Source organism: Streptomyces sp. Je 1-332 (genome assembly GCF_040730185.1).
Lineage (GTDB): Bacteria > Actinomycetota > Actinomycetes > Streptomycetales > Streptomycetaceae > Streptomyces.
On sequence record NZ_CP160402.1, the window covers coordinates 6,966,215 to 6,991,196 of the forward strand.

Genomic DNA, 24,982 nt, shown 5'->3' on the forward strand with positions numbered 1-24,982 from the left:
GCTGCCGATCAACTGTCGCGAACTCCGGACAGCACAAGCCGCCTGCACTCGCCTGGGCTGCCCCAAGCTCCGCGCAGCGCCCGCGCCTTGGTCAGCCACAGCGACAGGTCGTACTCAGCGGTGTAACCGATGGCCCCGTGCAGTTGCAGGGCTGCCCGCGCGGCGCCGTACGCTGCTTCGCTTGCCGCAACCTTCGCCGCCGCCACATCCGCCGTCCGCAGGGTCAACGCTGCCCCGAACAGCAGGGGCCGGGCGAACTCAAGGCTGATGAGGACGTCCGCGAGGCGGTGCTTGACCGCCTGGAAGCCGCCGATCGTCGTGCCGAACTGGGTCCGCTGCTTCACGTACGCGACTGTCTTGTCGAGCAGCGCGAGTCCCACCCCCAAGGCCTGCGCGGCCGTCGCGAGCGAGGCCCAGTCGGCTGCCGTCCGGGACGCCTCCGTCACCGCTCGGCCCGAAGCGAGGAGCTCGCCGCCCGGCCGTAGCCGAGCCAGGCGCCGGGCCGGGTCCAACGACCGCTCCACGCGCGCGTGCCCGGCGGCCAGACGCAATGCGCCCTCCGCGGCGGTCAGCCGCAGTGTCGCCGCGTCCGCGTCCAGGGCGAACGGCCCTCCTTCGGGGAGAGCGAGCGTCGTGACGGCCTCCCCGGAGGCCAACGGCGGAAGGAGCCGCTTGGCCGGGGCCGCCTCACCCAGCTCGGCGAGGCGTGCGAGCAGCGCACCCGCCGCGACCGTCTCGACCACCGGTCCCGGCACCGCATGCCGCCCCAACTCCACCAGGGCGACGGCCATGTCGACCGGCCGCAGCCCCACCCCCTCGTACTCCTCCGGGACGGCAAGAGCAAAGACACCCGCGTCGGCGAGGCGCCCCCACACGGCACGCCCCGGCATGTGGTCCCCGGCGGCCCACGCCCTCGCGGCGGCCGGGGTGTCCGCCGCCGCCGTCAGCATCGCGTCGAGGGAGCGCGCGAACTCGCGCTGCTCGTCGTCGAGGAGGAACCTCATCAGCGGCGTCCCTTCGGAAGTCCGAGCAGCCGCTCGGCGATGATGTCGCGCTGGATCTCGTTCGTGCCCGCGTAGATCGGCCCGGCGAGCGAGAAGACGTACCCCTCGGCCCACTCGCCCCGGTCGTCGCCGCCGCCCTCGCCGCCCTGATCCGCCAACTCGCCCTCAGGGCCCAAGAGATCAAGTGCGGTCTCGTGCAGCGCGATGTCGTACTCGGACCAGAAGACCTTGTTCAGGCTCGATTCCGCGCCGATCGTCTCGCCCGCCGCGAAGCGCGAGGCGTTGGCCCAGGTGAACAGCTGATAGGCGCGGGCGCCGACCACGGCGTCGGCGACCCGGTCGCGCAGCGCGGTGTCCGTGGGGTCGCCGTGCGCGCGCCACCGCCGCACCAGGCGGTCCGCCGTGGCGACGAAGCGGCCGGGGGAGCGCAGTGTCAGGCCGCGTTCGTTGCCCGTCGTCGACATGGCGATCCGCCAGCCCTGGCCCGGCTCACCGATCACGTCCACGTCCGGCACGAAGACGTCGTCGAGGAAGAGCTCGGCGAACGCGGGCTTTCCGTCGAGGCGCCCGATGGGGCGGACGCTCACGCCGTCCGCGTCGAGCGGGAACATCAGGTAGGTCAGGCCCCGGTGCGGCTTGCCTTCGTCGTTTCCGCGCGGATCGCTGCGGAACAGGCCGAACGCGCGGTCGGCGAACGTGGCTCGCGACGACCAGGTCTTCTGACCGCTGATCAGCCAACCGCCGTCCGTGCGGCGTGCGGTGGAGCGCAGAGACGCGAGGTCCGAGCCGGACTCGGGCTCGGACCAGGCCTGCGCCCAGATCACCTCGCCGCGCGCCATCGGCGGCAGCACGCGGGCGCGCTGCTCGTCGGTGCCGAAGTCGAAGAGGGTCGGCGCGAGGAGGTTGATGCCGTTCTGCGAGACCCGCCCCGGGCCGCCCGCGGCGAAGTACTCCTCCTCGAACATCAGCCACCTGACGATGTCGACGCCCTGCCCGCCGAACTCCTCGGGCCACGAGACCACCGACCAGCGGTCGGCCGCGAGCTCGCGCTCCCAGGCGCGGTGCGCCGCGAAACCCTCCCGAGTCTCCAGGGACGGCAGCGGCGCGGCGGGCACGTGCCCGGCGAGCCAGTCGCGCGCCCGCTGCCTGAACTCCTCTTCCTCGGCGGTGAAGTCGAGGTCCATCAGTGGCCCACCTCTTCGTCCGGATTCTTCGCCAGGCTTCCCTAACAAGTGTTTGGTAGATTACTCTGGGTCGGGTCAGGCGTCGAGAGTGAGTCGAGAGCCGTGAGCCACGAGAGTGGAGGGGGCCGAGCATGGACGCGCCCACGTACGTGCCGGGGCACGGTCTGCTCGCGGGCCGCACCGCCGTCATCACCGCCGCGGCCGGAGCGGGCATCGGCGGCGCCACCGCCCGCCGCTTCCTGGAGGAGGGCGCGCGGATCGTCATCGGTGACGCCCACCCGCGCCGCACCAAGGAGGCGGTGGAGGCGCTGGCCGGGGAGTTCGGCGCCGACCGGGTCGCGGGGGTGCCGTGCGACGTGACGGACGAAGCGCAGGTGCAGGCTCTGTACGACCTGGCGGAGCAGTGCCACGGCGCCCTGGACATCGTCGTGAACAACGCGGGACTCGGCGGCACCGCCGAGCTCACCGAGATGACCGACGAGCAGTGGGACAGAGTCATCGACGTGACGCTGAACGGCACGTTCCGTTCCACCAGGGCCGCCCTGCGCCGCATGCGGGCCGCCGACCGGGGCGGCGTGATCGTGAACAACGCCTCGGTGCTCGGCTGGCGCGCCCAGGCCGGACAGGCGCACTACGCGGCGGCGAAGGCGGGCGTCATGGCCCTCACCCGCTGCGCAGCCGTCGAGGCCGCGCCCCATGGCATACGGATCAACGCGGTGTCGCCCAGCCTCGCCATGCATCCGCACCTCGCGAAGGTCACGTCGCCGGAGCTGCTCGAAGAGCTCACCGCGCGCGAGGCGTTCGGGCGCCATGCCGAGCCGTGGGAGATAGCCAACGTCATCGTCTTCCTGGCCAGTGAGTACTCCTCGTACATGACGGGGGAGACGGTGTCGGTCAGCAACCAGCACGCCTAGGCGGAGAATGACCGTGTGTCGAATCAGAAGCAGAGCAGCACCACGAACCAGCAGAGCAGCACCACGAACCAGCAGAGCAGCACCACCAAGAAGAAGGCCCCCGTGAGCTCGCCCGAGCGCCGCGGTGAACTCCTCGCCATCGCCGCCGACGTCTTCGCCGAGCAGGGGTACAACGCGACCACGGTCCGTAAGATCGCGGACGCCGCCGGCATGCTCGCCGGCAGCCTCTACTACCACTTCGACTCCAAGGAGTCGATGCTCGAAGAGATCCTTTCGACCTTCCTCACCGAGCTGTGGGAGGGGTACGACACCGTGCTCCAGTCGCGGCTCGGCCCCCGCGAGACCCTCGAAGCACTCGTCACCGAGTCCTTCCGGGAGATCGACCGGCACCGCTCCGCCGTCGCCATCTACCAGAAGGAGTCCAGGCACCTGGTCGCGCAGGCACGCTTCCAGTACCTGACCGACTCGCAGCAGCGCTTCGAGAAGGCATGGCTGACGACACTGGAGCGCGGAGTCGCGGAGCGCGTCTTCCGCGACGACCTGGACATCCGGCTCGCCTACCGCTTCGTACGCGACACCGTCTGGGTCGCCGCGTCCTGGTATCGCCCCGGCGGCGGCCACAGCCCCGAGGAGATCGCCCGCCAGTACCTCTCGATGGTCCTGGACGGCATCGCCGTACGCACCACGTAGAGCGCGCGTCGTCGCCCGGCGACCGCACCGACCGAGGAGCACGAGGAGTACGCAGTCATGGCCGAGGCCTACATCGTCGAAGCGGTCCGCACCCCCGTCGGCAGGCGCAAGGGCGGTCTCTCGGCCGTCCACCCCGCCGACCTGGGAGCCCATGTCCTCAAGACACTCGTCGAGCGCACCGGAATCGACCCCGCCGCCGTCGAGGACGTCGTCTTCGGCTGTCTGGACACGGTCGGGCCGCAGGCCGGTGACATCGCCCGCACCTCCTGGCTGGCGGCAGGTCTGCCCGAAGAGGTACCCGGCGTGACGATCGACCGGCAGTGCGGATCCTCGCAGCAGGCCGTGCACTTCGCGGCGCAGGGCGTCCTGTCCGGCACACAGGATCTCGTCGTCGCGGGCGGCACACAGAACATGTCGATGATCCCCATCGCCTTCGCCTCCCGGCAGGCCGCCGAACCCCTCGGCCTCACCGAAGGCCCGTATGCGGGCAGCGAGGGCTGGCGCGCCCGATACGGCGAGCGGCCCGTCAACCAGTTCCACGGCGCCCAGCTGATCGCGGAGAAGTGGGGCATCACCCGCCGCGACATGGAGGAGTTCGCCCTCCGCTCGCACCAGCGAGCCGTCCGGGCCATCGACGAGGGCCGCTTCGACCGCGAACTCACCGCCTATGGGGACGTGACCACCGACGAGGGCCCACGCCGTGACACGACCCTGGAGAAGATGGCAGGCCTCAAGCCCGTCCTGGACGACGGCACCATCACCGCCGCCTGCTCCTCACAGGTCTCCGACGGCGCCGCCGCCATGCTGATTGCCGGCGAACAGGCCGTGCGGGAAAACGGGTTGACGCCGCGCGCCCGCATCCACCACCTCTCCGTGCGCGGTGAGGACCCCATCCGGATGCTGTCCGCGCCGATCCCCGCGACCGCGTACGCCCTCAAGAAGACCGGCATGAACATCGGCGACATCGACCTCGTCGAGATCAACGAAGCCTTCGCGCCGGTCGTCATCGCCTGGCTGAAGGAGACCGGCGCCGACCCGGAGAAGGTCAACGTCAACGGCGGTGCGATAGCCCTCGGCCACCCTCTCGGCGCGACCGGTGTCAAACTGATGACGACGCTCCTGCACGAACTGGAGCGCACAGGCGGCCGGTTCGTCCTCCAGACCATGTGTGAAGGCGGTGGCCAGGCGAACGTGACCATCATCGAGCGCCTCTGACGGCGTCCAGCAGCGCACCCGAGCTTCACCCCTTGCGGGAGTTGCTGCCCGGACCCCGCACCGCGAGGCCCACTCCCCGGCTAGTCTCGATGTCTGTACGTCGATTGAGCGACCTCGGGAGGTAGCGCGATGACGCAGGGACGGCCCGGAGGTGGCACCTGGGCCCCGCTGTGGGAGCGCGACGTGGAAGTCGCCGCGGCCGCACGGGCCGTTGACGAACTGTGCTCCGACGCGACGACCACGGGCGGGCTGCTCGTCTTCCAGGGCGAGGCGGGCATCGGCAAGACGGCGCTGCTCGCCGAGGTGCGCCGCATCGCGGAGGGGCGGGCCACGGTGTGGTCCGCACGGGGCGGCGAGACCGTCACGTCCGTCCCCTTCAACGTCGTACGTCAGCTGTTGCAGCCGGCGCTCGTCGGACTCGCCCCGGAACTGGCGCGGGAGTATCTCGGCGACTGGTACGAGATCGCGGGCCCCGCACTCGGCATAGCCGAGCCGACCGGTGTCCAGGCCGACCCGTAAGGCGTGTGCGACGGCCTGGTCGAGGCGGTGGCACGCCTCGCGGGGCTGCACTGGCCGCTGGTCCTGCTCATCGACGACGCGCACTGGGCCGACCAGGAGACCCTGCACTGGCTGGCCGCCTTCGCCCAGCGCCTCGATGAACTGCCCGTCCTCGTCGTGGTCGCCCACCGGCCCGACGACGCCACCGGTGACAGCGCCCGCCACCTCGCGGCGGTCGGCGCCGCGGCCCGTCCCTCGCCCCCGCTGCGCGCGCTCACCCCGGACGCGGCCGCCGGTCTCACCCGGGCGACCCTCGGCGAGCACGCGGACGCCCCGTTCTGCCGCGAGGTGTGGGCGGTCACCGGCGGCAATCCGTACGAATCCGTGGAACTGCTCGCCAAGGTGCAGGACAGCGAACTCGAACCGGTGGAGAGCTCCGCCGCCGAACTGCGCGCCCTGAACCGTTCGGCGCGCGGCCGCGGACTCGTCGCCCGGCTCGAGGGCCTCGGCACGGACGTCAACCGGTTCGCGTGGGCGGCCGCGATCCTGGGCACCGCCATCCCGCTCGACCTCGCCGCATCGCTCGCCGGGATGACCCGCGACACGGCCGAGCGGTGCGCGGAGCGGCTGCGCACCGCGCGCATCCTGCTCGGCGCAGACGACGCCCTGGAGTTCGTCCATCCGCTGATCGCGAGCACCGTCTACCGCTCGATCCCGCCCGCCACCCGCACCGCGTTCCACGGCCAGGCAGCCTGGGCCGTCACCCTGTCGGGGCGTGGCGCGGCGGCCGCCTCCCGGCACCTCCTCGAGGTTCATCCGGACGACGACCCCGAACTGGTCAAGCAGTTGCGCGAAGCGGCGGCCGAGCATCTCGCGGTCGGCGCGCCGGACGCGGCCCGCCGCTGTCTCGAACGGGCTTTGCGGGAACCGCCGTTGCCCGAGACCCACGCGCGTGTGCTCTACGAACTGGGCTGTGCCACGCTCCTCACCTCGCCCGTCACGACCATCGGTCACCTGCGCGAGGCGCTCAACACGCCGGGTCTCGACCGCAAGCTGCACGTGGACGCGGTGTGCCGTCTCTCCCAGGCCCTGGTGCACAACGACCAGTTGGAAGAGGCCCTGCGCGTCGTGGACGCCGAGGCCGAGCGGCTCGACCCCGGCCCCGACCGGATGCGTCTGCAGGGCGTCCACTACATGTGGGAGGGCATCTATTCGCGCGAGGAGGACGCGACGGGCCGTTCGCGCCGCCTGGCCGCGCTGGCGGGACCGCTGCCGGGACGCGACAACTCCGAGCGCGCCCTGCTGATCCTGCGCGCCTTCGACGCCATGACCCGCGGGGAGAACGCGGAGGAGATCGTCGACCTCTGCGACCGCGCCCTCGTCAACGGCCGCCTAGCCCCGGGGCTCGGCTGGACCGACACGGAGTGGGGCTTCGAGCTCCTGACGATGCTGGGCGGTGCGTACATCTTCACCGACCGCCTCGACCGCGCCGAGAGCGTCTTCGCCGAGGGTGTCCGTGCCTACGAGGCCGCCGGTTGGAGCGGCGGCCATCTGGCGGTCGCCAAGGCCTGGTTGGGTCTGGTGTACCGCAGGCGCGGACGTCTCGTCGAGGCGGAGGCCTCGCTGCGGGAGAGCCTTCGTCTCACCGACCGTGTGGGCAGTGGTCTGCCGATGCACTGGGACGCCGCGTGCAAGCTCATCGACACGCTGCTCGCCCGGGGCAGGGCCGACGAAGCCCAGGAGGTCGCCGACCGCTACGGCATCGCGCCGCCCTATCCGTCCACGATCCTCCTGCCCGACATCCACTCGGTGCGGGCCCGCCTGCTGATCGCCACGGGCCAACGGCCCGAATGCATAAGCGAGTTGGAGGTGGCGTCGAAAGCGGCGAACGAGCGAGGCCGCTACAACACGGTCGTCAACCCCTGGGCGTACGACCTCGCCCGCGTGCTCGCCGAGGAGGACCCCCGCCGGGCCGCGGACCTGGTCGCGGACGCACGGGTCCAGGCGGAGCTCTTCGGCACGGACACCGCGATCGGCGAGGCGCTGCGATGCGCGGCTTACCTGGAGACCGGTCAACGGGCGATCGAACTGTACGCCCGAGCAGCCGCCTGCCTGGAGGCGTCCCCGTGCGCCTACGAACATGCGGTCGCACGGGTCGAGTACGGAATCGCGGCAGGCTCCGAATCCGAACTGGCCCGGGGCCTCTCCCTGGCAAAATCCTGCGGAGCCGACGGCTTGGCCGCTCGGGCACGGGCTTCTATGGAGGTGGCGGGGGTTTGAGTGGGCCTCACCGGTAGTGGAACCGGGGCACGCCCGCGCAGCCCCGGGGGCTCTGCTGCGGGCCGCATTGCTCGTTCGCCGGGCACGCGGGCTCCCTCAGCCGGGGGCGACAGCTGGTGTCCCGGGCGTGGTGCGTCTGTGGAGGCGGCGGGGGTTTGAGTGCGGGGCTCTGCCCCGGGCGGCGCTGGTGAGGGCTTCCCCGGCTCTTGATGCCGGGGCCAGCCTCCCGGGCCTCGGCGCTGCACTCCGCCTCCCGGGGTCCTGCCGCCGGGCCGTGCTCGGCGAAGCCGGGATCGGCGGCGCGCAAGGTCCGGGCAGAGGGGCTGGGCAGGGTCTGTTCAGGGCAGGGGTAGCCGCCGTGCCACCTCCGCTGCTTCGGTCATCACACGCGTGACCAGCTCCTCGCACGACGGCAGGTCCTCGATGATGCCCGCCACCTGGCCCGACGCCATGACACCCGCCTCCGGTAGCCCGTCCACCATCGCCGACTTCAGCATCATCGGTGTGTTCGCGGCCAGCAGGATCTGACTCCACGTCATCCCCTTTCCGTGCCGCATCGCGAGTCCGTCCCGGGCCATCTCCGCCCACCCCATGCCGGATATCCTGCGGAACGCCGCCGCGTGCCGCACGGCCCGTGCCAGGGATGCCCCACGTCCCGACTTCTCCAGGGACGCGACCAACTCCGTCCGCAGCATCCGATGGGGAAGGCCGTCCACCCGCGTGGTCACCGTGACGTCCTTGACCGACGCAGCCAGATAGCGGGCCTTGACCGCGTCAGGCACCGTCGAGTCAGACGTGAGCAGGAAGCGCGTGCCCATCGCGACCCCAGCCGCGCCATAGGCGAGCGCGGCCACGAGCCCCCGGCCGTCGAAGAAGCCGCCCGCCGCGATCACCGGAATGTCCACCGCGTCCACGACCTGCGGCAGCAGCACGGTCGTCGCGACCTCGCCCGTGTGCCCGCCGCCCTCACCGCCCTGCACGACGACCGCGTCCGCACCCCACGCCGCGACGTTCTCGGCATGCCGACGCGCGCCGATGGACGGGATGACGACCACGCCCGCGTCCTTCAGTTCCGCGATCAGCTCCTTGGAGGGGGCCAGCGCGAAGGACGCGACCCGCACCCCCTCGTCGACGATGACCCGCACCCGGTCCCGCGCGTCGCCCGCGTCGGCACGGAGATTGACCCCGAAGGGCTCGCCCGTACGGGACTTGACCTCGCGGACTGCCGCGCGCAGCTGGTCGAGGGTCATCGTCGCGGAGGCGAGGATGCCGAGCGCGCCCGCGTTCGCCGTCGCGGAGACCAGGCGAGGGCCCGCCACCCAGCCCATGCCGGTCTGCACGATCGGGTACCGGACACCGACCAGCTTGGTCAGCGCCGTCTCCATGCCCGCCGGAGCCGCCGTCACGAACGCACCTCGCGCTCGCGCAGAGCTCGCGGGTCCACCACGTCCCGGATCAGCCGCAGTTCCTCCGCGGTCGGCTCGCGGGTGCGGGGGACGTCATCCGGCATCGCGAGCGCGAAGCCCGTCGACTCGCGCACCTGCTCGACCGTCACGCCCGGATGCAGGGACACCAGCCGCATCGCGTGGTCCGTGGCTCCGAAGTCGAGGACACCGAGGTTCGTCACCACCCGGCGCAGATCGTGGAACCGGGTCGCGGAAGGCCCTGCCGCCGCGGCACTGTCGTAGCCGACGCCGCTGATCATGTCGACCTTCTCGACGAAGACGCGGGTCGAGTGACGCGGAATCCAGTAACTCACCGGGTTGTTGAGGGTGTTGACGGGCGCTCCCCGCACCCCGAGCAGCTGGCGCCTGGGCCGCTCCCAGTCGCCGATGCAGGAAATGTTCTGGTTTCCGAAGCGGTCGATCTGGCTCGCGCCCATCATCACGTGCCGTCTGCCGCCCATGACCATCGTCAGATGCCTGCGGTACGGCAGCCAGCCCTCCGTCACCGCCGACCGCGCCCCCACGGCGGGCACATCGCCGATCAGGAGCGCCTCCCCGTCCGTGAGCAGGAGGTCCGGCGAGAACGTCAGCTTGGCCAGGCGGGCGGCGATCGAAGGGATCGTGCCCATCGGGGACGCGAGGATCTCACCGGCGTCCCGCCAGGCCTCGGCGCAGGCGATCACGCAGTACTCGGCGCGGGTGGCGGAGGCCGGCGCGGAGGCACCGGCGGTGGCCGTCGGGTCGGTGCGCGTCATCGCTGCTCCTTGTGCCAGGCCCGGACGGCCGCTTGATAGTCCCGCTCGGTGCCGGTGAGGAAGCGCTCCTCGAATTGCTTCCAGGCGTCCGGGTCTCCCGCGGCTGTGGCGTAGGCCTTCTGGAAGGGCTCGTCGCGGCCGTAGTCCGGCACGCACGACGTGAAGTGCGCGCCGTCGGGTGTCTCGGTCACGCCCGTCACCGCGTGCCGGGAGATCAGTATCGTCTGCGGCGCCGCGTGCTCGGTGAGCTCGCTCGACTCGACGATCCGTTCGCACGACACGAACGCCGTGTCGGCCGCTTCGCAGAACAAGTCGTCGAAGTACGGGTCCGGACCCAGATACTGGGCGTTGCCCAGACGGTCGGCGCGGTTCAGGTGCACCAGCGCGGCGTCCATCCGCAGGGCGGGCACCGCGACCAGCTCCTCCCCGTCCTCGTACGGCGAAGTGACCGTACGCAACTGGGGGTTGACCCGCAGGACGTCCGAACCGAGGCCCGCCCGGATCGGCAGGAACGGCAGCCGCTGGGCACCGGCCGTCAGGCCCTGCATGAACATCGCCTCGTCCAGCTCGACCAGTTCGAAGGCGCCACGCTCGCGTGCCGCGCGGAAATGCGGCTCCAGAGGGATCGAATCGAGGGTCGTGAACGCCGTGACCAGCTTGCGGATCTTCCCCGCAGCCGCGAGCAGGCCGACGTCCGGACCGCCGTACGAGACGACGGTGAGGTCCGTGATTCCGGACCGCAGAAGGGCCCGCACCAGCGCCATGGGCTTGCGGCGCGACCCCCAGCCGCCGATGCCGAGCGTCATCCCGCTCCGCAACCGCCCCACGATCGCGTCGGGCGTCATGGTCTTGTCCGTCATGCCCTGTCCTCCCCCTTCCGGGCCTCCCCGGTGTCTGTCACGGAGCCCGCACCGAAGTCCTCGCGGATCCGGCCCGCCAGGCCGCTCAAATTCGCCTCGAAGGTGAAGCCCTGCTCGAAGCGGTAGCTCCGGTGCACGTCCACGGGGTCGATGCCGTTGATCGCGGCTTTGGCGAACCGCAGCAGCGTCCCGTCCTTCCGTGCGATCTCGCGAGCCAACTCCAGTGCCGCGTCACGCAGTTCCTCGGGCGGCACCACCCGCCACACGGAGCCGTGCGCGTGCAGTTCGGCCGCGGTGGCCGTGCGCGAGGTGTAGTACAGGGCGCGCATCAGGTGCTGCGGCACCAGGCGGGCGAGATGCGTCGCGGCACCGAGCGCACCCCGGTCCAGCTCGGGCAGGCCGAACGTCGCGTCCTCGCTCGCCACGATCGCGTCGGCGTTCCCGACGAGGCCGATGCCGCCGCCCAGGCAGAAGCCGTGCACCGCGGCCACGACCGGCACCTCGCATTCGTACACCGCCGAAAAGGCCTCGTAGCACCCGCGGTTGGCGCCTATCAGAGCGTCGTGGCCGCTGTCTCGCTGCATCTCCTTGATGTCCACGCCCGCGTTGAAACCGCGGCCCTCGGCGGCGAGGACGACGCAGCGCGTCTCGGGGTCGCGGCCCGCCGCGCGGACGATGGCGGCCAGGTCGAACCACCCCTGCACGGGCAGGGCGTTGACCGGTGGGAAGTCAACGGTGACGACGGCCACGCCCTTGTCCGGGGCGGAGGTGGAGACAGACATCAGAGGATCCGCTACCTTTCAACCAGGCCCTTCAACCAAACATTTGTTAGTTGGAAAGGTAGCAGCGATGACTGACACCCGACAGGTGGTCGTCGTCACCGGCGGCACCCGAGGCGTCGGCGCCGGTATCGCCCGCAGCTTCCTCGCCGCCGGCGCGCGGGTCGTCGTCTGCGCACGCAGACCGCCGGACCACCCGGTCGAAGTGGCGGGCGCAGCCGCCGAGTTCCGGCCCCTCGACCTGCGCGACGCGGAGGCGGCCCACGCGTTCTTCGCGGACGTCGCCGCCGATCACGGCCGATTGGACGCTTTGGTGAACAACGCGGGTGGCACGCCCTTCGGGCTGCTGGCCGATTCCGCACCCGCCCGCCAGGCGAAGATCGTCGAACTCAACCTGCTGGCCCCGCTGTACGCGTCCTTGGCGGCGTACGAAGTGATGCGATGCCAGGAACGTGGCGAGGGCGGCGGGGGCAGCATCACCATGATCGGGAGCGTGAGCGGCTCCCGGCCCTCACCCGGCTCCGGCGCCTACGGCGCGGCCAAGGCGGGCCTGGAGAACCTCGCGCGCACGATGGCCGTCGAATGGGCCCCCGAGGTGCGCGTGAACACCGTGGTGCTCGGCCTCGCCCGCACCGAGAGCGCCCACTTGCACTACGGCGACGAGGACGGCATCGCGGCGGTCGCCCGCACCGTGCCGCTCGGCCGCCTCGCCGATCCGTCGGACGTGGGGGACGCGTGCGTGTTCCTCGCCTCCGACAGCGCGCGCTACATCAGCGGCGCCGCACTGCATCTGCACGGCGGCGGCGAACGCCCCGCGTTCCTGGACGCCGCATCCGTCAACCACTGAACGCTTCAGACCAGTTCCGCACGAGCGAGGAGTTCCGCATGACCTCAGCCAGCAAGCCGGACGCGGGTGTCTGCGCGGGCCGCGTCGTGATCGTCACGGGTGCGGGCCGTGGCCTAGGCAGGGCGCACGCGCGCGCGTACGCAGCCGAGGGCGCCAAGGTCGTCGTCAACGACCTCGGGGTGGGGCCCGACGGCTCCGGAGCTTCCGCCGGGCCCGCGCACGACGTCGTGGAGGAGATCCGCGCGGCGGGAGGCGAGGCCGTCGCGCACGGCGGTGACATCGCCACGTCCGAGGGCGCCGCATCCCTGGTGCGGGCCGCGCTCGACGCGTACGGGTGCCTCGACACCCTCGTCAACAACGCGGGATTCCTGCGGGACCGCATGCTGGTCAACCTCGGGGACGACGACTGGGACGCGGTGATGCGCGTCCATCTGAAGGGGCACTTCCTGCCGCTGAAGCACGCCGCCGCGTATTGGCGCGGCGAGGCGAAGGCGGGGCGCACGCGGCACGCGTGCGTGGTCAACACCAGCTCCGGTGCGGGCCTGTTGGGGAGCGTAGGGCAGGGGAACTACAGCGCGGCCAAAGCCGGGATTCTCGGGCTCACCCTGGTGGCCTCCGCGGAACTCGCCGCCTACGGAGTGCGCGTCAACGCCATCGCGCCCGCCGCGCGCACGCGGATGACGGAGCGCACCTTCGCGGACACCATGGCCGCGCCCGAGGGAGGCGGCTTCGACGCGATGGCTCCGGAGAACGTGTCGCCGGTCGTGGTGTGGCTCGGCTCCGAGCCGTCCGCGGGTGTCTCGGGACGTGTCTTCGAAGCCGAGGCGGGGCGCATCACCGTCATGGAGGGCTGGCGCCACGGACCGACGGCCGACAAGGGGGCCCGCTGGACCCCGGCCGAGGCGGGCGACGCGGCGCTCAAGCTCCTCGCCGCGGCTCAGGCGCCTCAGCCGGTGTACGGGGCGCGTTAGAAGCGTAGATCCACCGGACGGGCCCAGCACCAGGGCCCGTCCGGCGCACGGAGACCGCGCGGGCCGTCAGCCCCTGGACGCCACCCGCACCGGATCCGTGCCTTCCGCGCTGTGCCGCGCCGCCCAGTTCTCCAGCGACGTACGGCACGCGTGGTCCAGATGCCACAGCCCCGCGATCTCGAGCTCGATCTGGCGGTCCTGAGGCAGCGCCTCGAGTGCGTCGAGGAGCTTGGGGAGGCACAGGAACGTGGCTTGCCCCGACAGGTGGACGTGGACCGGGCCGGCGCCCTTGTCGACGACGGCCACGTGCACGCGCGGTGTCTCCCAGGCGATCTTTATGACGGCGAGGGCCAGCCCGATCAGGACTCCCTCGAACATGTTCACCGAAACGATCGCCACGGCCGTCACGACCAGGACGACGGCTTCACCGCGGTGTTCGCGCCACAGCTTCGCCAACTGCCGCACGGGGATCAGCTTGCAGCCCGCGTGCACGAGGACTCCGGCCAGCGCGGCGACCGGGATGAGGCCGAGCGCGGCGGGCAGCAGCGCCGCGAAGAGGAGCAGCCAGACGCCGTGCAGCACGCGGGACGCCTTCGTCCGCGCGCCTGCCTGGACGTTGGTCGCGCTGCGGACGATGACGGCGGTCATCGGCAGGGCACCGAGCAGGCCGCACACGGTGTTGCCCGCGCCCTGCGCGATCAGTTCCTTGTCGTACGACGTGCGCGGGCCCTCGTGCATGCGGTCCACCGCGGCCGCGCTGAACAGGCTCTCCGCCGACGCGATGAGGGCGAACGCCAGGACGGTGCCCAAGGCGCCGAGGCTCATCAGCCCCCCGAAGCCGGCGGCGTCCGGCATCCGCACCGCCTCGATGAGCCCCTGCACCTCCACCGTGGCCACCGGCAGGGAGAGGGCCAGCGAGGCACCCGTGGCGAGCACGACGGCGCCGAGCTGCGCGGGCACCACGCGGAGCTTCGCTGGAAGCCTGTTCCAGAGCACGAGTACGGTGATGGTGCCCATGCCGAGCCCGAAGGCGGTGAGAGCGCGCTCCGAGCCGAACACCCCGGTGAGCATCCCCGGCAGCCCGGCGATCTTGCCGAGACCGCTCGCAGGGGCTTCGCTGTCCGTCATGACGTACAACTGCCCGGCAACCAGGACGAGTCCGATCCCGGCGAGCATGCCTTCGACGACGGCGACGGAGATGGCACGGAAGAGGCGGCCGAGGCGAAGGAAGCCCATGACCAGCTGGAGGACCCCGGCGACGAGCACGAGGGCGCCGAGCGCGGCGAGGCCGTACTCCTGCACGGCTTCGTAGACGAGGACGGTGAGGCCCGCGGCGGGGCCGCTGACCTGGAGGCTGCTGCCGGGCAGCAGGCCGGTGACGAGGCCGCCGACGATGCCGGTGATCAGGCCGAGTTCGGCGGGCACGCCGGAGGCGACGGCCACGCCCAGGCACAGGGGCAGGGCGACGAGAAAGACGACTACGGAGGCCACGAAATCGTGCCGCGTGTCGTTGGAGGCCGTGAACAGTGAGCGGGCGCGGTCGAGCAGGGAGACAGGTGAATGCTGCATGTCGGTTGACTCCTGAGCACCGTGGGGGCGCGTCGGTGTGACATGGACCGGTGTTCGGTCCGGCCGACGGCGCGTCAGGCGTGGGGGCCCGACGGCATGGCCGTGCCGGGGGCCCGATCAGCAGCGGAAGACCTGGAGGAGGGCCGGGGTTTCGCGGCCCGTGGGTCTCGTCTGGCGGAGTGCGACGGAAACCGGACGGCACGCGCGCGTGCCGTCGCCCGTGGACGCGTCCGTGCGGGCGTGGAGTTGCGGATCCGGGTCGGGAATGACGTCACGGCAGTGCGGGCGGCCGCGGACCCGGAAGCGCTCGGATTCCTCCGGGTGCGCGTCACCGCCGCACTGGGCGTACGGCGCTGTGGCAGGTGACGTACGGGATTCCACGGCGGACGCGGATTCGTTGACCCCGTGCGCGAAGAACTGGACGATCACCAGGAGCACAGCGATCAGCGCCGCGGACAGCACCCGCCCGCGCAATCCGGCTCCCGTCACAGTGGCAAAGTCCTCACGTGGCTGCGCAACTCGCATGGTCACCAAGTAACTTAACCGCCAGAAGTGTCACCACGGTGTTCAGGTGGCGCCATGGCGCGAGAGCCACCCTTCGATCAGGCGTACGTGAGGCGGGTGCGGGGGCTGCGCGGCGCGGCCCCCGCCCGGCGCAGGTCAGTGCACGTGCGGCCCGCCGGTCAGCTGTGGCTTTCCGCGCGGGACGAGTACGAACGTGGCGGCCGCGCTGACCAAGGCGGCCACGGCGCACACGGTGAACCCGTCCGTGAAGCCGCCGACGGTGCCGCGTTCGATCCCCGTGGCGGCGACCGTCGAGACCACGGCGACACCGATGGAGCCGCCCACCTCGTGGAAGGTGTTGACCACGCCGGACGCGACGCCCGCCTCCTCGTGCGCGATGAATCCCAACGCGGTGGTGGTGGCCGCCACGAACACCGAGCCGAGTCCCAGGGCGGCGACGGACATCCCCAGGGCGACACTCGTCCACGCGTTGCCGGCCGGCCCGGCGCCGGTGAGCAGAGCGGTACCGAGCCCCGCGAGCGTGAGCCCCGCGGCCGCCGTCGGCCGCGCCCCCCACTGGCCCACGAACCGCCCGCCGAGGTGTGCGCCAACTCCGGTGGCGACGGCCACCGGCAGGAACAGCACTCCGGTCCGCAGAGCTGTGTAGCCGCGTACCTCCTGGAGGAACACCGACCCCAGGAAGAACAGCGAGATCAGCAGCGCCGTGGCGACCAGCATCAGGTAGGAGCCCGCGACCACCGGACGGCGTCGCAGGACGGCGAGGTCGATCAGCGGCGCTCGCTGTGCGCGCTCGACGGCGGCGAAAGCCCCGTAGGCAACCGCGGCCGCGGCCACCGGCACCAGCGTCCGGAGGTCCGTCCAGCCCGTGTCGCCGGCCGCGACGAGGCCGTAGATGAGCGAGCCGGTGCCCGCCGTGACGAGCAGCGCGCCGGGGATGTCGAGGCGGGCGGGCCGGGGTGCGCGGGCGGGCACGACGGCGGGCAGGGCGAGCAGCAGGGCCACCCCGATGGGCACGTTGACGTAGAAGATCCACTCCCAGCCGGGGCCGTCGCTCAGGACGCCGCCGAGCAGGACCCCGATCGCGGCGCCCGCACCCCCGATCGCCGACCACACGCCGAGCGCGCGATGCCGGTCGCGGCCGTGGAAGGTCGTGGTGACGATCGCGAGGGCCGCGGGGGAGAGCAGCGCGGCCCCGACGCCCTGCGCGGTACGCCCCGCGAGGAGGGTCACCGGGCCCGTGGCGAGGCCGGTCAGGAGCGAGGCGACGGTGAACAGGGCGAGGCCGCAGAGAAGGGTGCGGCGCGCCCCGAGGACGTCGGCGAGCCGCCCGCCGAGCAGCATGAGCCCGCCGAAGCAGAGCGTGTACGTCGTGACGACCCAGGTCAGCGCGGTGCGGCCGAGGTCGAGATCGGCGGCCATGCTCGGCAGCGCGACGTTCACGACCGTCACATCGAGCACCAGCATGAACTGGGCGGCGCACAACAGTGCGAGGGCCAGCCATGGGCGTGGGCCCGTGGGTGGCGGCGCGGAGGTGTGCGGCGCGGCGTCCGGGGTCGGGTGGGCATGGGTCATGGCGGATCCTCGGCAGGAGAGAGAAGGAGAGAGAAGGAGAGAGAAGGAGAGAACGAGAGAACGAGAGAGCACGAGAGCACGAGGGAGGCGAGGTGACGGGAAGCAGGCACGGCGCCTGCTCCTCGCCTTTCTGAACTGTACTGTCTAGTTCATGTGAACTCAACTGTTCAGTTCAGTTCGCTGGTAAAGTGCGGCGCATGCGACGTGAGGGAAGCGGCGAGCCGAAGGCGGAAGGCGCGGGCCCCACCGGGCCACGCGCGGAGCGCAAGCGCGAGGCGATCGTCCGGGCGGCCCGCTCGCTGTTCCTGCGTGAGGGATTCGGCGTCGGCATGGACGCCATCGCGGCCGAGGCGGGCGTGTCCAAGGTGACCGTCTACAACCACTTCGGGAACAAGGAAGCACTGTTCGTGGCGGTGATCGCGGGCGCGCTCGACGAACCCCTCGACGCCTCGTCGTCGGTCGCCGCGCTCGATGGCCTCACCGAGGCGGACGACCTGCGCGAGGCGTTCCTGAACGTGGCCCGAGCGTGGGTCGACGTCGTCCGCAGCGACCAGGAGATGACCGCGCTGCGCCATGTCGTCGCCCGGGAGATCCACCGTTTCCCGTCGCTCGGCGAGGCGTGGGGACAGCGCGGCCCGGAAGGTCATCACCCCGCGATCGCGGGCGCGTTGCGCGAACTTGCCGAGCGGGGGCGGCTCACCGTCCCGGACATGGAGACGGCGGTCATCCAGCTCTACTCCCTGCTGGTCTTCCCGCACCTGGTCTTCGGCTCGTACGGAACCGACATCAGCGACGGCCTGACGGAGCGTCTGATCGTCGCCGGTGTCGACATGTTCCTGGGGTACTACGCGGCCACGTAGCGGCACCGTGGCGACGCGCCCGCGCCCCCGGCGTCTGGCGGGCCCGGCGTCTACCGGGCCCGCCAGACCGTCATGTCCGCGGTCAGGAAGCTGAATCCGTCGTCCGGCAGCGCGGTCGACTTCACCTGGACCACGAGCAGGGCGATGTCCCCGGAGGGGTTCTTCACACAGATCTCACTGCCCGCCGCCACCGCGGCGAGCGGGAGGTCGCGGCTTTCGGCGCCCTTGAGGGCGAGACGGCATGAATCAAGGGTGGCACCCGGCTTGCTGTACAGCAGGGTGATCAGGCTCTTGTCGCTCTTCAGCGCGCACTGGCCCTGCCCGCAGACGAAGCGGATGTCGCCCTTGCGGTCCTTCCGGTCGACCGGCTCCCTGAGGCTCACGGAGTTCTTCTCGTCGAACCATTCCTGGGGATACGCGATGGGGCGGGGCGGGGTGGACGCGGTCGATGAGGACTTCGAGGAGGGACGCGAAGAGTCCGACGCCCCGTCGCTCTTCTCACCGGTCCCGGAGTCCGTACCGGTGGCTGACCGCTCGCCGGCCCCGGATCCCGACGAGGATCCCGAACCGGACCCCGATGTGGTCCCCGACTCCGACCCCGAGGACCGTCCGGACGCACCCGAACCGGCCTGCGAGGAAGTGTCCCGGAAGCGGAGGCCCGTCGCGTCCAGGACCGCCCACGTCAGGCCGAGCACCAGCAGCGCGCTCACCGTCATGATGCCCACGATGAGCGCGTTGCGTCTTCGGCGGGCCCGCCGCCCGTCCGGACCCGCCGGCAGAGGCGGCCACTGCTGCGGCGGCGCGACCAAGGGCAGGGTGTGCACCGGGGTGGGGTGGGGCACCGGCGCGGGAACCGTGACCTCCGGACCCGCGACGTCCCGCCAGAGTGCCAACCCCGCGCCCGGGTCGGTCTCCCGGCCCAGATGCCGGCGGCACCACTCGATGATCTCCGCGGGGGTGGCGCGCTCCGCCGGATCGGCGGCCAGGCACCTGGCGAACAGCGGACGGAGCTGCGCGGGCAGCAGGGACAGGTCGGGCTCCGAGTGCACGATCCGGTACAGCACGCTCACCGAGGGGCCGTCCCCGTACAGCGGCTCACCCAGCACCGCGAACGCCGCTGTCTGGCCGAGCGCGAAGACGTCGGTGGCCGGGGTGACCTCGCCCGCGGACGCCTGCTCGGGAGCCATGAACTGAGGCGTGCCGACACTGGCGCCCGTGGCGGTGTACGCGGAAGTGGCGCCGGAGGTCAGGGAGATGCCGAAGTCGATCACGCGCGGCCCGTCGGCGGCCAGCAGCACGTTCGACGGCTTCAGGTCACGGTGCACGATCCCGGCGGCGTGGATGGCCTGCAGTGCCTCGGCGACCCCCGCCATCAGCCACAGCACCGCGGGCACCGGCAGCGGTCCGCGGCGGGCGACGGCCTCCGTGAGGGAGGGCCCCGGCACGTACACGGTGGCCAGCCAGGGCGGTACGCCGTCCGCGTCGGCGTCGATCAGCTCGGCCGTATAGGCGCCACGGACGCGCCGGGCCGCCTTTATCTCCCGGCCGAACCGCCGCCGGAAAGCCGGGTCGTCGGCCAGCTCCGGCCGCACCACCTTGATCGCGACCGGCCTGCCGCCCTGGGTGTGCGACAGATAGACGCGGCCCATGCCTCCCGCGCCCAGCCGGGCCGCGAGACAGTAGCCCGCCACTACCGGCGGGTCCTGCGCCCGCAACGGCTGGAACACCTCAGACGCGTCGTTCATCGCCCCTCGCCCCCCTGCTTTCCCCTGAACCCCTGAACACCCCTGATCCCCCTGATCAGAGCAGCAGCCTAAAGGGTCCGGGGTGGCCCCTACTCCTCGGCGAGGACCCGCTGTGCCACCGCGAACGCCGAATTGGCGGCGGGCACACCGCAGTAGACGGCTGTCTGGAGCAGCACCGCGCCGATCTCCTCGGGCGTGAGCCCATTGCGGCGGGCCGCCCGCACATGCATGGCGAGCTCGTCGTAGTGCCCGTGCGCGACCAGAGCGGTCATGGTGATCATGCTGCGTTCGCGGTGCGCGAGGGTGGGGTCGGTCCAGATCTCGCCCCAGGTGTAGCGGGCGATGAAGTCCTGGAAGCGGGCCGTGAAGGGCGTGGTGTTCGCCTGCGCGCGGTCCACGTGCGCGTCCCCGAGGACGGCCCGGCGCACGGCCGCCCCGCTCGCCGGCGCCCCCGTCAAGTGCGTGCGCAACGCGGCGGTCACGGCCTCCGGGCGCTCGGCCGGCGCCAGATGCGACGCGCCCGCCAGCTCCGTCAGGGAGGCGCCCTGCACCGCGTCGGCGATCTCGCGGGCGTGGGCGGGCGGCGTCGCCGGATCCTCGCGGCCCGCGACGACGAGCGTGGGAGCGGTGATCGTCGCCAGCGACTCCCTGATGTCGTACGAGGCCAGCGCGTCGCAGCACGCGGCGTACGCGTCGGGGTCGGTGGTCCGGAGGTCGTCCACCAGGCGGGGGACCGTGAAGCCGGGGGTGAACCAGCGCTCCGGCGCGCTCTCCGCGAGGCCGGCGAGACCTTCGCGGCGAACGAGTGCAGCCCGCTCCTCCCAGCGCGCACTGCCGCCGAAGTGCGCCGAGGAGCAGATCACGGCGAGGCTCGCCACCCGCTCCGGGTGGTGCGCGGCCAGATGCAGGCCGACGGCGCCGCCGAGGGAGACGCCCGCGTACGCGAAGCGGTCGATGCCGAGGGAGTCGGCGAGCGCGATGACGAGGGCGGCCAGGTCGGCGACGGTCGCTCCCGGAGCGATCAGCTCGGCGGGGGATCTGCCGTGACCGGGCAGGTCCCAGCGTATGACCCGGTGGGTGGTGGCGAGTTCGGGCGCCACGGCGTCCCACAGGGCGGTGGAGGTGCCGACGGAGGAGCCGAGGAGAAGCGGGGGAGCGGTCGGGGCGCCCTCGGTGGTGTGGTGCGGCAGCTTGCTGGTCATCGTCGCTCCAGGGCTCGGTCCGTGAGGGCTCCGGCGGAGCCGGTGTAACGGGCGGGGTCGGTGAGTTCGGTGAGGTCCACGGTCTCCAGGCCGGGTTCTTCGGCGAGGACCTCCGCCAGGGTCCTGCCCTCGTCGCGGGTGCGGCGGGCCGCCGACGTGAGGAGCTCCTTCGCGCGGGCCCGGCCCAGGAGAGGCGTCAGCTCGGCGGTGAGGCGTTCGGAGATGATCAACCCGTGGGTGAGGCCGAGGTGTTCGCGCATCGCCTCCGGGTGCACCCGGAGGTTCTCGGTGAGCTCCGCCGCGTGGTGGCTCGCGCCGCCGACCGTGCGCAGGAGGTCCCGCAGGGGCTCCCACTCCGCGTGCCAGGCGCCTGCCGGGCGTTCGTCCTCGGCGGCCATCGACGCGTGGAGCGTCGCTGCCAGGGCGGGGGCACGGCGGGCGGCGGCTGCGACGAGCGTGGAGTGCACGGGATTCGCCTTGTGGGGCATGGCGGATGAACCCCCGCCCGCACCCTCGGTGACTTCGGCGAGCTCCGTGCGGCTGAGGGTGAGGATGTCCACGGCCACCTTGCCCAGGGCTCCGGCGGTGAAGGCGAGGACTCCGGCGAGGTCGGCCACCGGGGTGCGGAGGGTGTGCCAGGGGAGGGTGGGTTCGGCCAGCCGCAGCTCCCGGGCGAAGACGGCGACGAGCGTCTCCGCGAGGCTGCTGCTGTTTGTCGGGGGAGTGGCGGCCGGGCACCCTTCGGCCGAGGGCGAGTTGGGCAGGGGAGTCTCGGACGGGGTGGCCGACGCGTGGTCGGGGGCCGCGCCCCCCGTAGAGGCCCCCGCAGAAGCTCCAGCCGAGCCCGCCCACGTCCCGCCCTCTCCGTCCGCGTACGCCTCGAAGGCCGCCAACGTGCCCGCCGCGCCGCCCAGTTGAGCCGGAAGCGTGTCGCGCACCGACCGCACCCTGTCGCGTGCGTCCAGGGTCAGTGACCGCCAGCCCGCGGCCTTGAGGCCGAACGTCGTGGGGACCGCGTGCTGCGTCAGAGTGCGGCCCGGCATCACCGTCTCCCGGTGTTCCGCCGCGAGACGGGCCAGTGCCGCCTCCGTGCGGGTCAGGTCCGCCAGGATCAGGTCCAGCGTGCGCCGGGCGACCAGCATCATCGCCGTGTCCATGATGTCCTGGCTGGTCGCGCCGCGATGGACGTACGGCGCGGCCTCCGCGGGCACCGCCGCCGTCAGGTCCGCGACCAGCGGGATAACGGGGTTGCCGCCGGACCGCGCGCGAAGCGCGATGGCACGTGCGTCGAAGCGGTCGGCGCGAGCCGCCGCGCCGACGGCCGCCGCCGCGTCCGCTGGGGCCAGGCCCACCCGTGCCTGGGCCCGCGTCAGCGCCGCCTCCGCAGCCAGCAGCGCCTGCAGAAACGCCGTGTCGCCCGTCGCGGCCTCGGCCGGTGAGCCCGCTCGCCCGGGGGCGAGCAGGCCGATGTCGGGACAGCCGGAATCGTCAACACTCACTGGAACTCCAGGAACACCGTTTCGCCCTCGCCCTGAAGGCGGATGTCGAAACGGTACGTGTGGCTCGCCTCCGGGCGGGCGACCAGCGTCGTACGCCGCGCCGGGTCGAGGGAGCCGAGGAGCGGGTCGCCCGGTTCGTCGACCAGGTAGGCCCGCGTGTACAGGTGGTGGAGCAGACCGCGCGCGAAGACCGCGACCGCGACGTACGAGACGCCGCCCGGCGGGAGCGTCCGGACGCTCCAGTGTCCGTCCGCGTCGGTCGGGACGCGGCCGAACCCGGTGAACGCGACGCCGTCGCGGCCGATGACCCCGCCCGTGACGGGGTCGTGCCGCAGCGACCCCGGCGCACCCGTGCGGGAGCCGTCGGGCGCGGGCTGCCAGGTCTCGATGAGCGCGTCGGGTACGGGGTTTCCCGCGCCGTCGTACACATACCCGTGCAGGGTGATCGTCTCCGGGTGGCCGGTCGGTGCGACCTCGCCGCCCCGTGGGAAGGGCAACGCGTAGCCGTAGAAGGGGCCGACGGTCTGGGAGGGAGTCGGAGCGTACGACATCAGTGGTGGTCGCCTTCCTCGAAGAGCGTCGCGGCGGGGCCGTCGAGCACGATGTCCCAGCGGTAGCCGAGCGACCACTCGGGGGCGGAGAGATCGTGGTCGTAGGCGCAGACCAGGCGCTTTCGCGCCGACTCGTCGGTGACCGAGCGCAGGACCGGGTCGTACGCGAACAGCGGGTCGCCCGGGAAGTACATCTGCGTCACCAGGCGTTGCGTGAAGGCCGTACCGAAGACCGAGAAGTGGATGTGCGCGGGGCGCCACGCGTTGACGTGGTTGCGCCACGGGTAGGCGCCCGGCTTGATGGTCGTGAAGGAGTACGTTCCTTCGCCGTCGGTCAGGCAGCGGCCGAAGCCCGTGAAGTTCGGGTCGAGGGGCGCCGGGTGCTGGTCCAGCTGGTGGGCGTACCTGCCGGAGGCGTTGGCCTGCCACAGCTCGACCAACTGGCCGCGCACGGGTCGCCCTTCGCGGTCCAGGACGCGGCCGGACACGGTGATCCGCTCGCCGAGCGGCTCGCCCAGGTGCTGGCGCGTCAGGTCACGGTCGAGCGCCGTGATGTCGGTGACGCCGAACGCGGGGCCGCTCAGTTCCACCGCCTCCGGGTCGCGCAGCGGGATCAGCGGCTGCTTGGGATGGCGGAAGTGGCTGCTGCGGTACGGGGGATAGTCGCGCGGCGGGTGATCGGCGGGCGCCGCCGCGGCCTGCGCCTTGGCGACCTCCGTGTCCATCTCCTGCTGGCTCAGCCCGTCGGGCAGAGGTTGGGTGAGGGGCATGTCTCTCGGCTCCGTGAGGACGGCGTGCTCGGAAAGGGGGAGGGTCAGCGTTCGAGGACCAGGGCCAGGCCCTGACCGACGCCGATGCAGAGGGTGGCGACGCCCGTACCCGAGCCGCGTCGGGCGAGCTGGTGGGCGACGGTCCCGGCGAGCCGCGCTCCGGACGCGCCGAGTGGATGGCCGAGCGCGATGGCGCCGCCCTGCGGGTTGAGGACGTCGGGGTCGAGGTCGGGCCATTCGGCCGCGCACCCCAACACCTGTGCCGCGAAGGCCTCGTTCAGCTCAAGCGTGCTCAGGTCACCGAAGGACCGGCCCGCCTTGGCGAGGGCGCGGTTGACGGCCTCGACCGGCGCGAGGCCGAAGTAGTGCGGCTCGGTCGCGGAGACGGCGGAGGCCGAGACGCGGGCCAGCGGCTCGCGGCCCGTCGCCGCCAGGCCCTCCTCGTCGACCAGGAGCAGCGCGGCCGCGCCGTCATTGAGCGGCGACGCGTTGCCGGGCGTGACCGTGCCTCCCGTGGTGCGGAAGGACGGCTTGAGCTTGGCCATCGCCTCCAGGGACGCGTCGGCGCGTACGCACTCGTCGCGCTCGAAGAGGACGGGCTCACCCTTGCGCCGGGGGACGGCGACCGGCGCGATCTCCGCGTCGAAGAGACCGTTCCGCTGTGCGGCGTAGGCCTTCTGATGGCTGGTCAGGGCGTACGCGTCCTGCTGTTCGCGTGTGATCCCGTGCTTGTCCGCGACGAGTTCGGCGCTCTCGCCCAGCGGGACCGTCCACTGCGGCTCCATCCTCGGGTTGACCATGCGCCAGCCCAGAGTGGTGGAGTACAGCTCGGTGTGTCCGGCGGGGAACGGGCTCTCGCTCTTCGGCAGCACGTAGGGGGCGCGGGTCATCGACTCGACTCCGCCGGCCAGGGCGATGGAGACGTCGCCGAGCGCGATGGCCCGCGCGGCCTGGATGACGGCTTCGAGCCCGGAGGCGCAGAGCCGGTTGACGGTCACGCCCGGCACCGTCACGGGCAGACCCGCGAGCAGGGCGGCCATGCGGCCGACGTTGCGGTTCTCCTCGCCCGCGCCGTTCGCGTTGCCGAAGTAGACGTCGCCGATCCGGGCCGGGTCCAAGTCCGGGGTACGGGACAGGAGTTCGCGGATGGCGTGGGCGCCGAGGTCGTCCGGGCGGACGCCCGACAGCGCGCCGTTGTACTTGCCGACGGGGGTGCGTACGGCGTCGACGATGTAGACGTCACGCAG

General features: G+C 72.1%; 21 protein-coding genes and 1 pseudogene. 7 read left to right on the forward strand and 15 right to left on the reverse strand.

Annotated elements, in window-relative coordinates:
- Positions 1–8: 8 nt before the first annotated feature.
- Both ABXJ52_RS31360 and ABXJ52_RS31365 read right to left on the reverse strand, forming a co-directional pair.
- Positions 9–1,004 carry an acyl-CoA dehydrogenase family protein gene (locus ABXJ52_RS31360; protein ID WP_367046607.1) on the reverse strand — a complete coding sequence of 332 codons (996 nt, stop codon included), beginning with the start codon at positions 1,002–1,004 and terminating at the stop codon, positions 9–11.
- On the reverse strand, positions 1,004–2,188 hold the full coding sequence (locus ABXJ52_RS31365; RefSeq protein WP_367046609.1) for an acyl-CoA dehydrogenase family protein: 1,185 nt from the start codon (positions 2,186–2,188) through the stop codon (positions 1,004–1,006). Before ABXJ52_RS31365 ends, ABXJ52_RS31360 begins: the two co-directional genes overlap by 1 nt.
- A 131-nt stretch (positions 2,189–2,319) precedes the next feature.
- Between ABXJ52_RS31365 and ABXJ52_RS31370 the strand changes: the two genes are divergently transcribed.
- The 4 genes and pseudogenes from ABXJ52_RS31370 to ABXJ52_RS31385 all read left to right on the forward strand — a co-directional run bounded on the left by ABXJ52_RS31370 (position 2,320) and on the right by ABXJ52_RS31385 (position 7,785).
- Positions 2,320–3,102 carry an SDR family oxidoreductase gene (locus tag ABXJ52_RS31370; RefSeq protein ID WP_367046611.1) on the forward strand — a complete coding sequence of 261 codons (783 nt, stop codon included), beginning with the start codon at positions 2,320–2,322 and terminating at the stop codon, positions 3,100–3,102.
- 102 nt (positions 3,103–3,204) lie between these two features.
- Positions 3,205–3,792, forward strand: a complete 588-nt coding sequence (locus ABXJ52_RS31375) for a TetR/AcrR family transcriptional regulator (RefSeq protein WP_367049411.1) — start codon at positions 3,205–3,207, stop codon at positions 3,790–3,792.
- A gap of 57 nt (positions 3,793–3,849) precedes the next feature.
- Positions 3,850–5,007, forward strand: coding sequence for an acetyl-CoA C-acetyltransferase (locus ABXJ52_RS31380; RefSeq protein WP_367046613.1), 1,158 nt, complete (start codon positions 3,850–3,852; stop codon positions 5,005–5,007).
- A 129-nt stretch (positions 5,008–5,136) separates the two neighbouring features.
- A pseudogene (locus ABXJ52_RS31385) lies at positions 5,137–7,785 on the forward strand (AAA family ATPase).
- A 338-nt stretch (positions 7,786–8,123) separates the two neighbouring features.
- Here the strand turns inward: ABXJ52_RS31385 and ABXJ52_RS31390 are convergent.
- Genes ABXJ52_RS31390 through ABXJ52_RS31405 form a run of 4 tightly spaced genes read right to left on the reverse strand, consistent with a single transcriptional unit; the run spans position 8,124 to position 11,627 of the window.
- A complete protein-coding gene (locus tag ABXJ52_RS31390) occupies positions 8,124–9,191 on the reverse strand; it encodes a nitronate monooxygenase (protein WP_367046615.1) in 1,068 nt (355 codons plus the stop codon).
- Entirely contained in the window at positions 9,188–9,985 is a 798-nt protein-coding gene (locus tag ABXJ52_RS31395) for a CoA-transferase (protein WP_367046616.1), read from the reverse strand. The genes ABXJ52_RS31390 and ABXJ52_RS31395 overlap by 4 nt, the downstream gene beginning before the upstream one ends.
- Positions 9,982–10,845 (reverse strand): CoA-transferase, encoded by an 864-nt coding sequence (locus tag ABXJ52_RS31400; protein WP_367046618.1) that lies wholly within the window; start codon positions 10,843–10,845, stop codon positions 9,982–9,984. Before ABXJ52_RS31400 ends, ABXJ52_RS31395 begins: the two co-directional genes overlap by 4 nt.
- Entirely contained in the window at positions 10,842–11,627 is a 786-nt protein-coding gene (locus ABXJ52_RS31405; RefSeq protein WP_367046619.1) for an enoyl-CoA hydratase family protein, read from the reverse strand. Before ABXJ52_RS31405 ends, ABXJ52_RS31400 begins: the two co-directional genes overlap by 4 nt.
- A 67-nt stretch (positions 11,628–11,694) precedes the next feature.
- On the opposite strand from ABXJ52_RS31405, the gene ABXJ52_RS31410 reads away from it, so the two are divergent.
- Entirely contained in the window at positions 11,695–12,471 is a 777-nt protein-coding gene (locus ABXJ52_RS31410; protein WP_367046620.1) for an SDR family oxidoreductase, read from the forward strand.
- Positions 12,472–12,509: 38 nt separating this feature from the next.
- Positions 12,510–13,442 carry an SDR family oxidoreductase gene (locus ABXJ52_RS31415; RefSeq protein ID WP_367046622.1) on the forward strand — a complete coding sequence of 311 codons (933 nt, stop codon included), beginning with the start codon at positions 12,510–12,512 and terminating at the stop codon, positions 13,440–13,442.
- Positions 13,443–13,508: 66 nt separating this feature from the next.
- On the opposite strand, the gene ABXJ52_RS31420 is transcribed toward ABXJ52_RS31415, so the two are convergent.
- The 3 genes from ABXJ52_RS31420 to ABXJ52_RS31430 all read right to left on the reverse strand — a co-directional run bounded on the left by ABXJ52_RS31420 (position 13,509) and on the right by ABXJ52_RS31430 (position 17,108).
- On the reverse strand, positions 13,509–15,011 hold the full coding sequence (locus ABXJ52_RS31420) for a SulP family inorganic anion transporter (protein WP_367046623.1): 1,503 nt from the start codon (positions 15,009–15,011) through the stop codon (positions 13,509–13,511).
- 117 nt (positions 15,012–15,128) lie between these two features.
- The gene (locus ABXJ52_RS31425; RefSeq protein WP_367046625.1) at positions 15,129–15,500 is read right to left on the reverse strand and encodes a hypothetical protein; all 372 of its coding nucleotides are present in this window, start codon (positions 15,498–15,500) and stop codon (positions 15,129–15,131) included.
- Between the two features lie 171 nt (positions 15,501–15,671).
- Positions 15,672–17,108: an MFS transporter gene (locus ABXJ52_RS31430; RefSeq protein ID WP_367046626.1), complete on the reverse strand. Its 1,437-nt coding sequence runs from the start codon at positions 17,106–17,108 to the stop codon at positions 15,672–15,674.
- Between the two features lie 197 nt (positions 17,109–17,305).
- On the opposite strand from ABXJ52_RS31430, the gene ABXJ52_RS31435 reads away from it, so the two are divergent.
- On the forward strand, positions 17,306–17,968 hold the full coding sequence (locus ABXJ52_RS31435) for a TetR/AcrR family transcriptional regulator (RefSeq protein ID WP_367046628.1): 663 nt from the start codon (positions 17,306–17,308) through the stop codon (positions 17,966–17,968).
- A gap of 50 nt (positions 17,969–18,018) precedes the next feature.
- Here the strand turns inward: ABXJ52_RS31435 and ABXJ52_RS31440 are convergent, their stop codons facing one another.
- The 6 genes from ABXJ52_RS31440 to ABXJ52_RS31465 all read right to left on the reverse strand — a co-directional run bounded on the left by ABXJ52_RS31440 (position 18,019) and on the right by ABXJ52_RS31465 (position 24,982).
- Entirely contained in the window at positions 18,019–19,713 is a 1,695-nt protein-coding gene (locus tag ABXJ52_RS31440) for a serine/threonine-protein kinase (protein WP_367046630.1), read from the reverse strand.
- An 89-nt stretch (positions 19,714–19,802) separates the two neighbouring features.
- The gene (gene pcaD, locus ABXJ52_RS31445; RefSeq protein ID WP_367046632.1) at positions 19,803–20,915 is read right to left on the reverse strand and encodes a 3-oxoadipate enol-lactonase; all 1,113 of its coding nucleotides are present in this window, start codon (positions 20,913–20,915) and stop codon (positions 19,803–19,805) included.
- A complete protein-coding gene (locus ABXJ52_RS31450; RefSeq protein WP_367046633.1) occupies positions 20,912–22,414 on the reverse strand; it encodes a lyase family protein in 1,503 nt (500 codons plus the stop codon). Before ABXJ52_RS31450 ends, pcaD begins: the two co-directional genes overlap by 4 nt.
- Complete coding sequence (gene pcaG, locus ABXJ52_RS31455) at positions 22,411–22,965, reverse strand: protocatechuate 3,4-dioxygenase subunit alpha (RefSeq protein WP_367046635.1); 555 nt, start codon at positions 22,963–22,965, stop codon at positions 22,411–22,413. The genes ABXJ52_RS31450 and pcaG overlap by 4 nt, the downstream gene beginning before the upstream one ends.
- Complete coding sequence (pcaH, locus tag ABXJ52_RS31460) at positions 22,965–23,735, reverse strand: protocatechuate 3,4-dioxygenase subunit beta (protein WP_367046636.1); 771 nt, start codon at positions 23,733–23,735, stop codon at positions 22,965–22,967. The genes pcaG and pcaH overlap by 1 nt, the downstream gene beginning before the upstream one ends.
- A gap of 44 nt (positions 23,736–23,779) precedes the next feature.
- Positions 23,780–24,982: a thiolase family protein gene (locus ABXJ52_RS31465; RefSeq protein ID WP_367049412.1), complete on the reverse strand. Its 1,203-nt coding sequence runs from the start codon at positions 24,980–24,982 to the stop codon at positions 23,780–23,782.

What these genes read in the sequence shown, in the direction of transcription:
- pcaG (WP_367046635.1), bottom strand. Translation starts at nt 22,965, where the DNA reads ATGTCGTACGCTCCGACTCCCTCCCAGACCGTCGGCCCCTTCTACGGC.
- ABXJ52_RS31370 (WP_367046611.1), top strand. Translation starts at nt 2,320, where the DNA reads ATGGACGCGCCCACGTACGTGCCGGGGCACGGTCTGCTCGCGGGCCGC.
- ABXJ52_RS31405 (WP_367046619.1), bottom strand. Translation starts at nt 11,627, where the DNA reads ATGTCTGTCTCCACCTCCGCCCCGGACAAGGGCGTGGCCGTCGTCACC.
- ABXJ52_RS31400 (WP_367046618.1), bottom strand. Translation starts at nt 10,845, where the DNA reads ATGACGGACAAGACCATGACGCCCGACGCGATCGTGGGGCGGTTGCGG.
- ABXJ52_RS31395 (WP_367046616.1), bottom strand. Translation starts at nt 9,985, where the DNA reads ATGACGCGCACCGACCCGACGGCCACCGCCGGTGCCTCCGCGCCGGCC.
- pcaH (WP_367046636.1), bottom strand. Translation starts at nt 23,735, where the DNA reads ATGCCCCTCACCCAACCTCTGCCCGACGGGCTGAGCCAGCAGGAGATG.
- ABXJ52_RS31360 (WP_367046607.1), bottom strand. Translation starts at nt 1,004, where the DNA reads ATGAGGTTCCTCCTCGACGACGAGCAGCGCGAGTTCGCGCGCTCCCTC.
- ABXJ52_RS31420 (WP_367046623.1), bottom strand. Translation starts at nt 15,011, where the DNA reads ATGCAGCATTCACCTGTCTCCCTGCTCGACCGCGCCCGCTCACTGTTC.
- ABXJ52_RS31440 (WP_367046630.1), bottom strand. Translation starts at nt 19,713, where the DNA reads ATGAACGACGCGTCTGAGGTGTTCCAGCCGTTGCGGGCGCAGGACCCG.
- ABXJ52_RS31365 (WP_367046609.1), bottom strand. Translation starts at nt 2,188, where the DNA reads ATGGACCTCGACTTCACCGCCGAGGAAGAGGAGTTCAGGCAGCGGGCG.
- ABXJ52_RS31415 (WP_367046622.1), top strand. Translation starts at nt 12,510, where the DNA reads ATGACCTCAGCCAGCAAGCCGGACGCGGGTGTCTGCGCGGGCCGCGTC.
- ABXJ52_RS31435 (WP_367046628.1), top strand. Translation starts at nt 17,306, where the DNA reads ATGCGACGTGAGGGAAGCGGCGAGCCGAAGGCGGAAGGCGCGGGCCCC.
- pcaD (WP_367046632.1), bottom strand. Translation starts at nt 20,915, where the DNA reads ATGACCAGCAAGCTGCCGCACCACACCACCGAGGGCGCCCCGACCGCT.
- ABXJ52_RS31380 (WP_367046613.1), top strand. Translation starts at nt 3,850, where the DNA reads ATGGCCGAGGCCTACATCGTCGAAGCGGTCCGCACCCCCGTCGGCAGG.
- ABXJ52_RS31430 (WP_367046626.1), bottom strand. Translation starts at nt 17,108, where the DNA reads ATGACCCATGCCCACCCGACCCCGGACGCCGCGCCGCACACCTCCGCG.
- ABXJ52_RS31410 (WP_367046620.1), top strand. Translation starts at nt 11,695, where the DNA reads ATGACTGACACCCGACAGGTGGTCGTCGTCACCGGCGGCACCCGAGGC.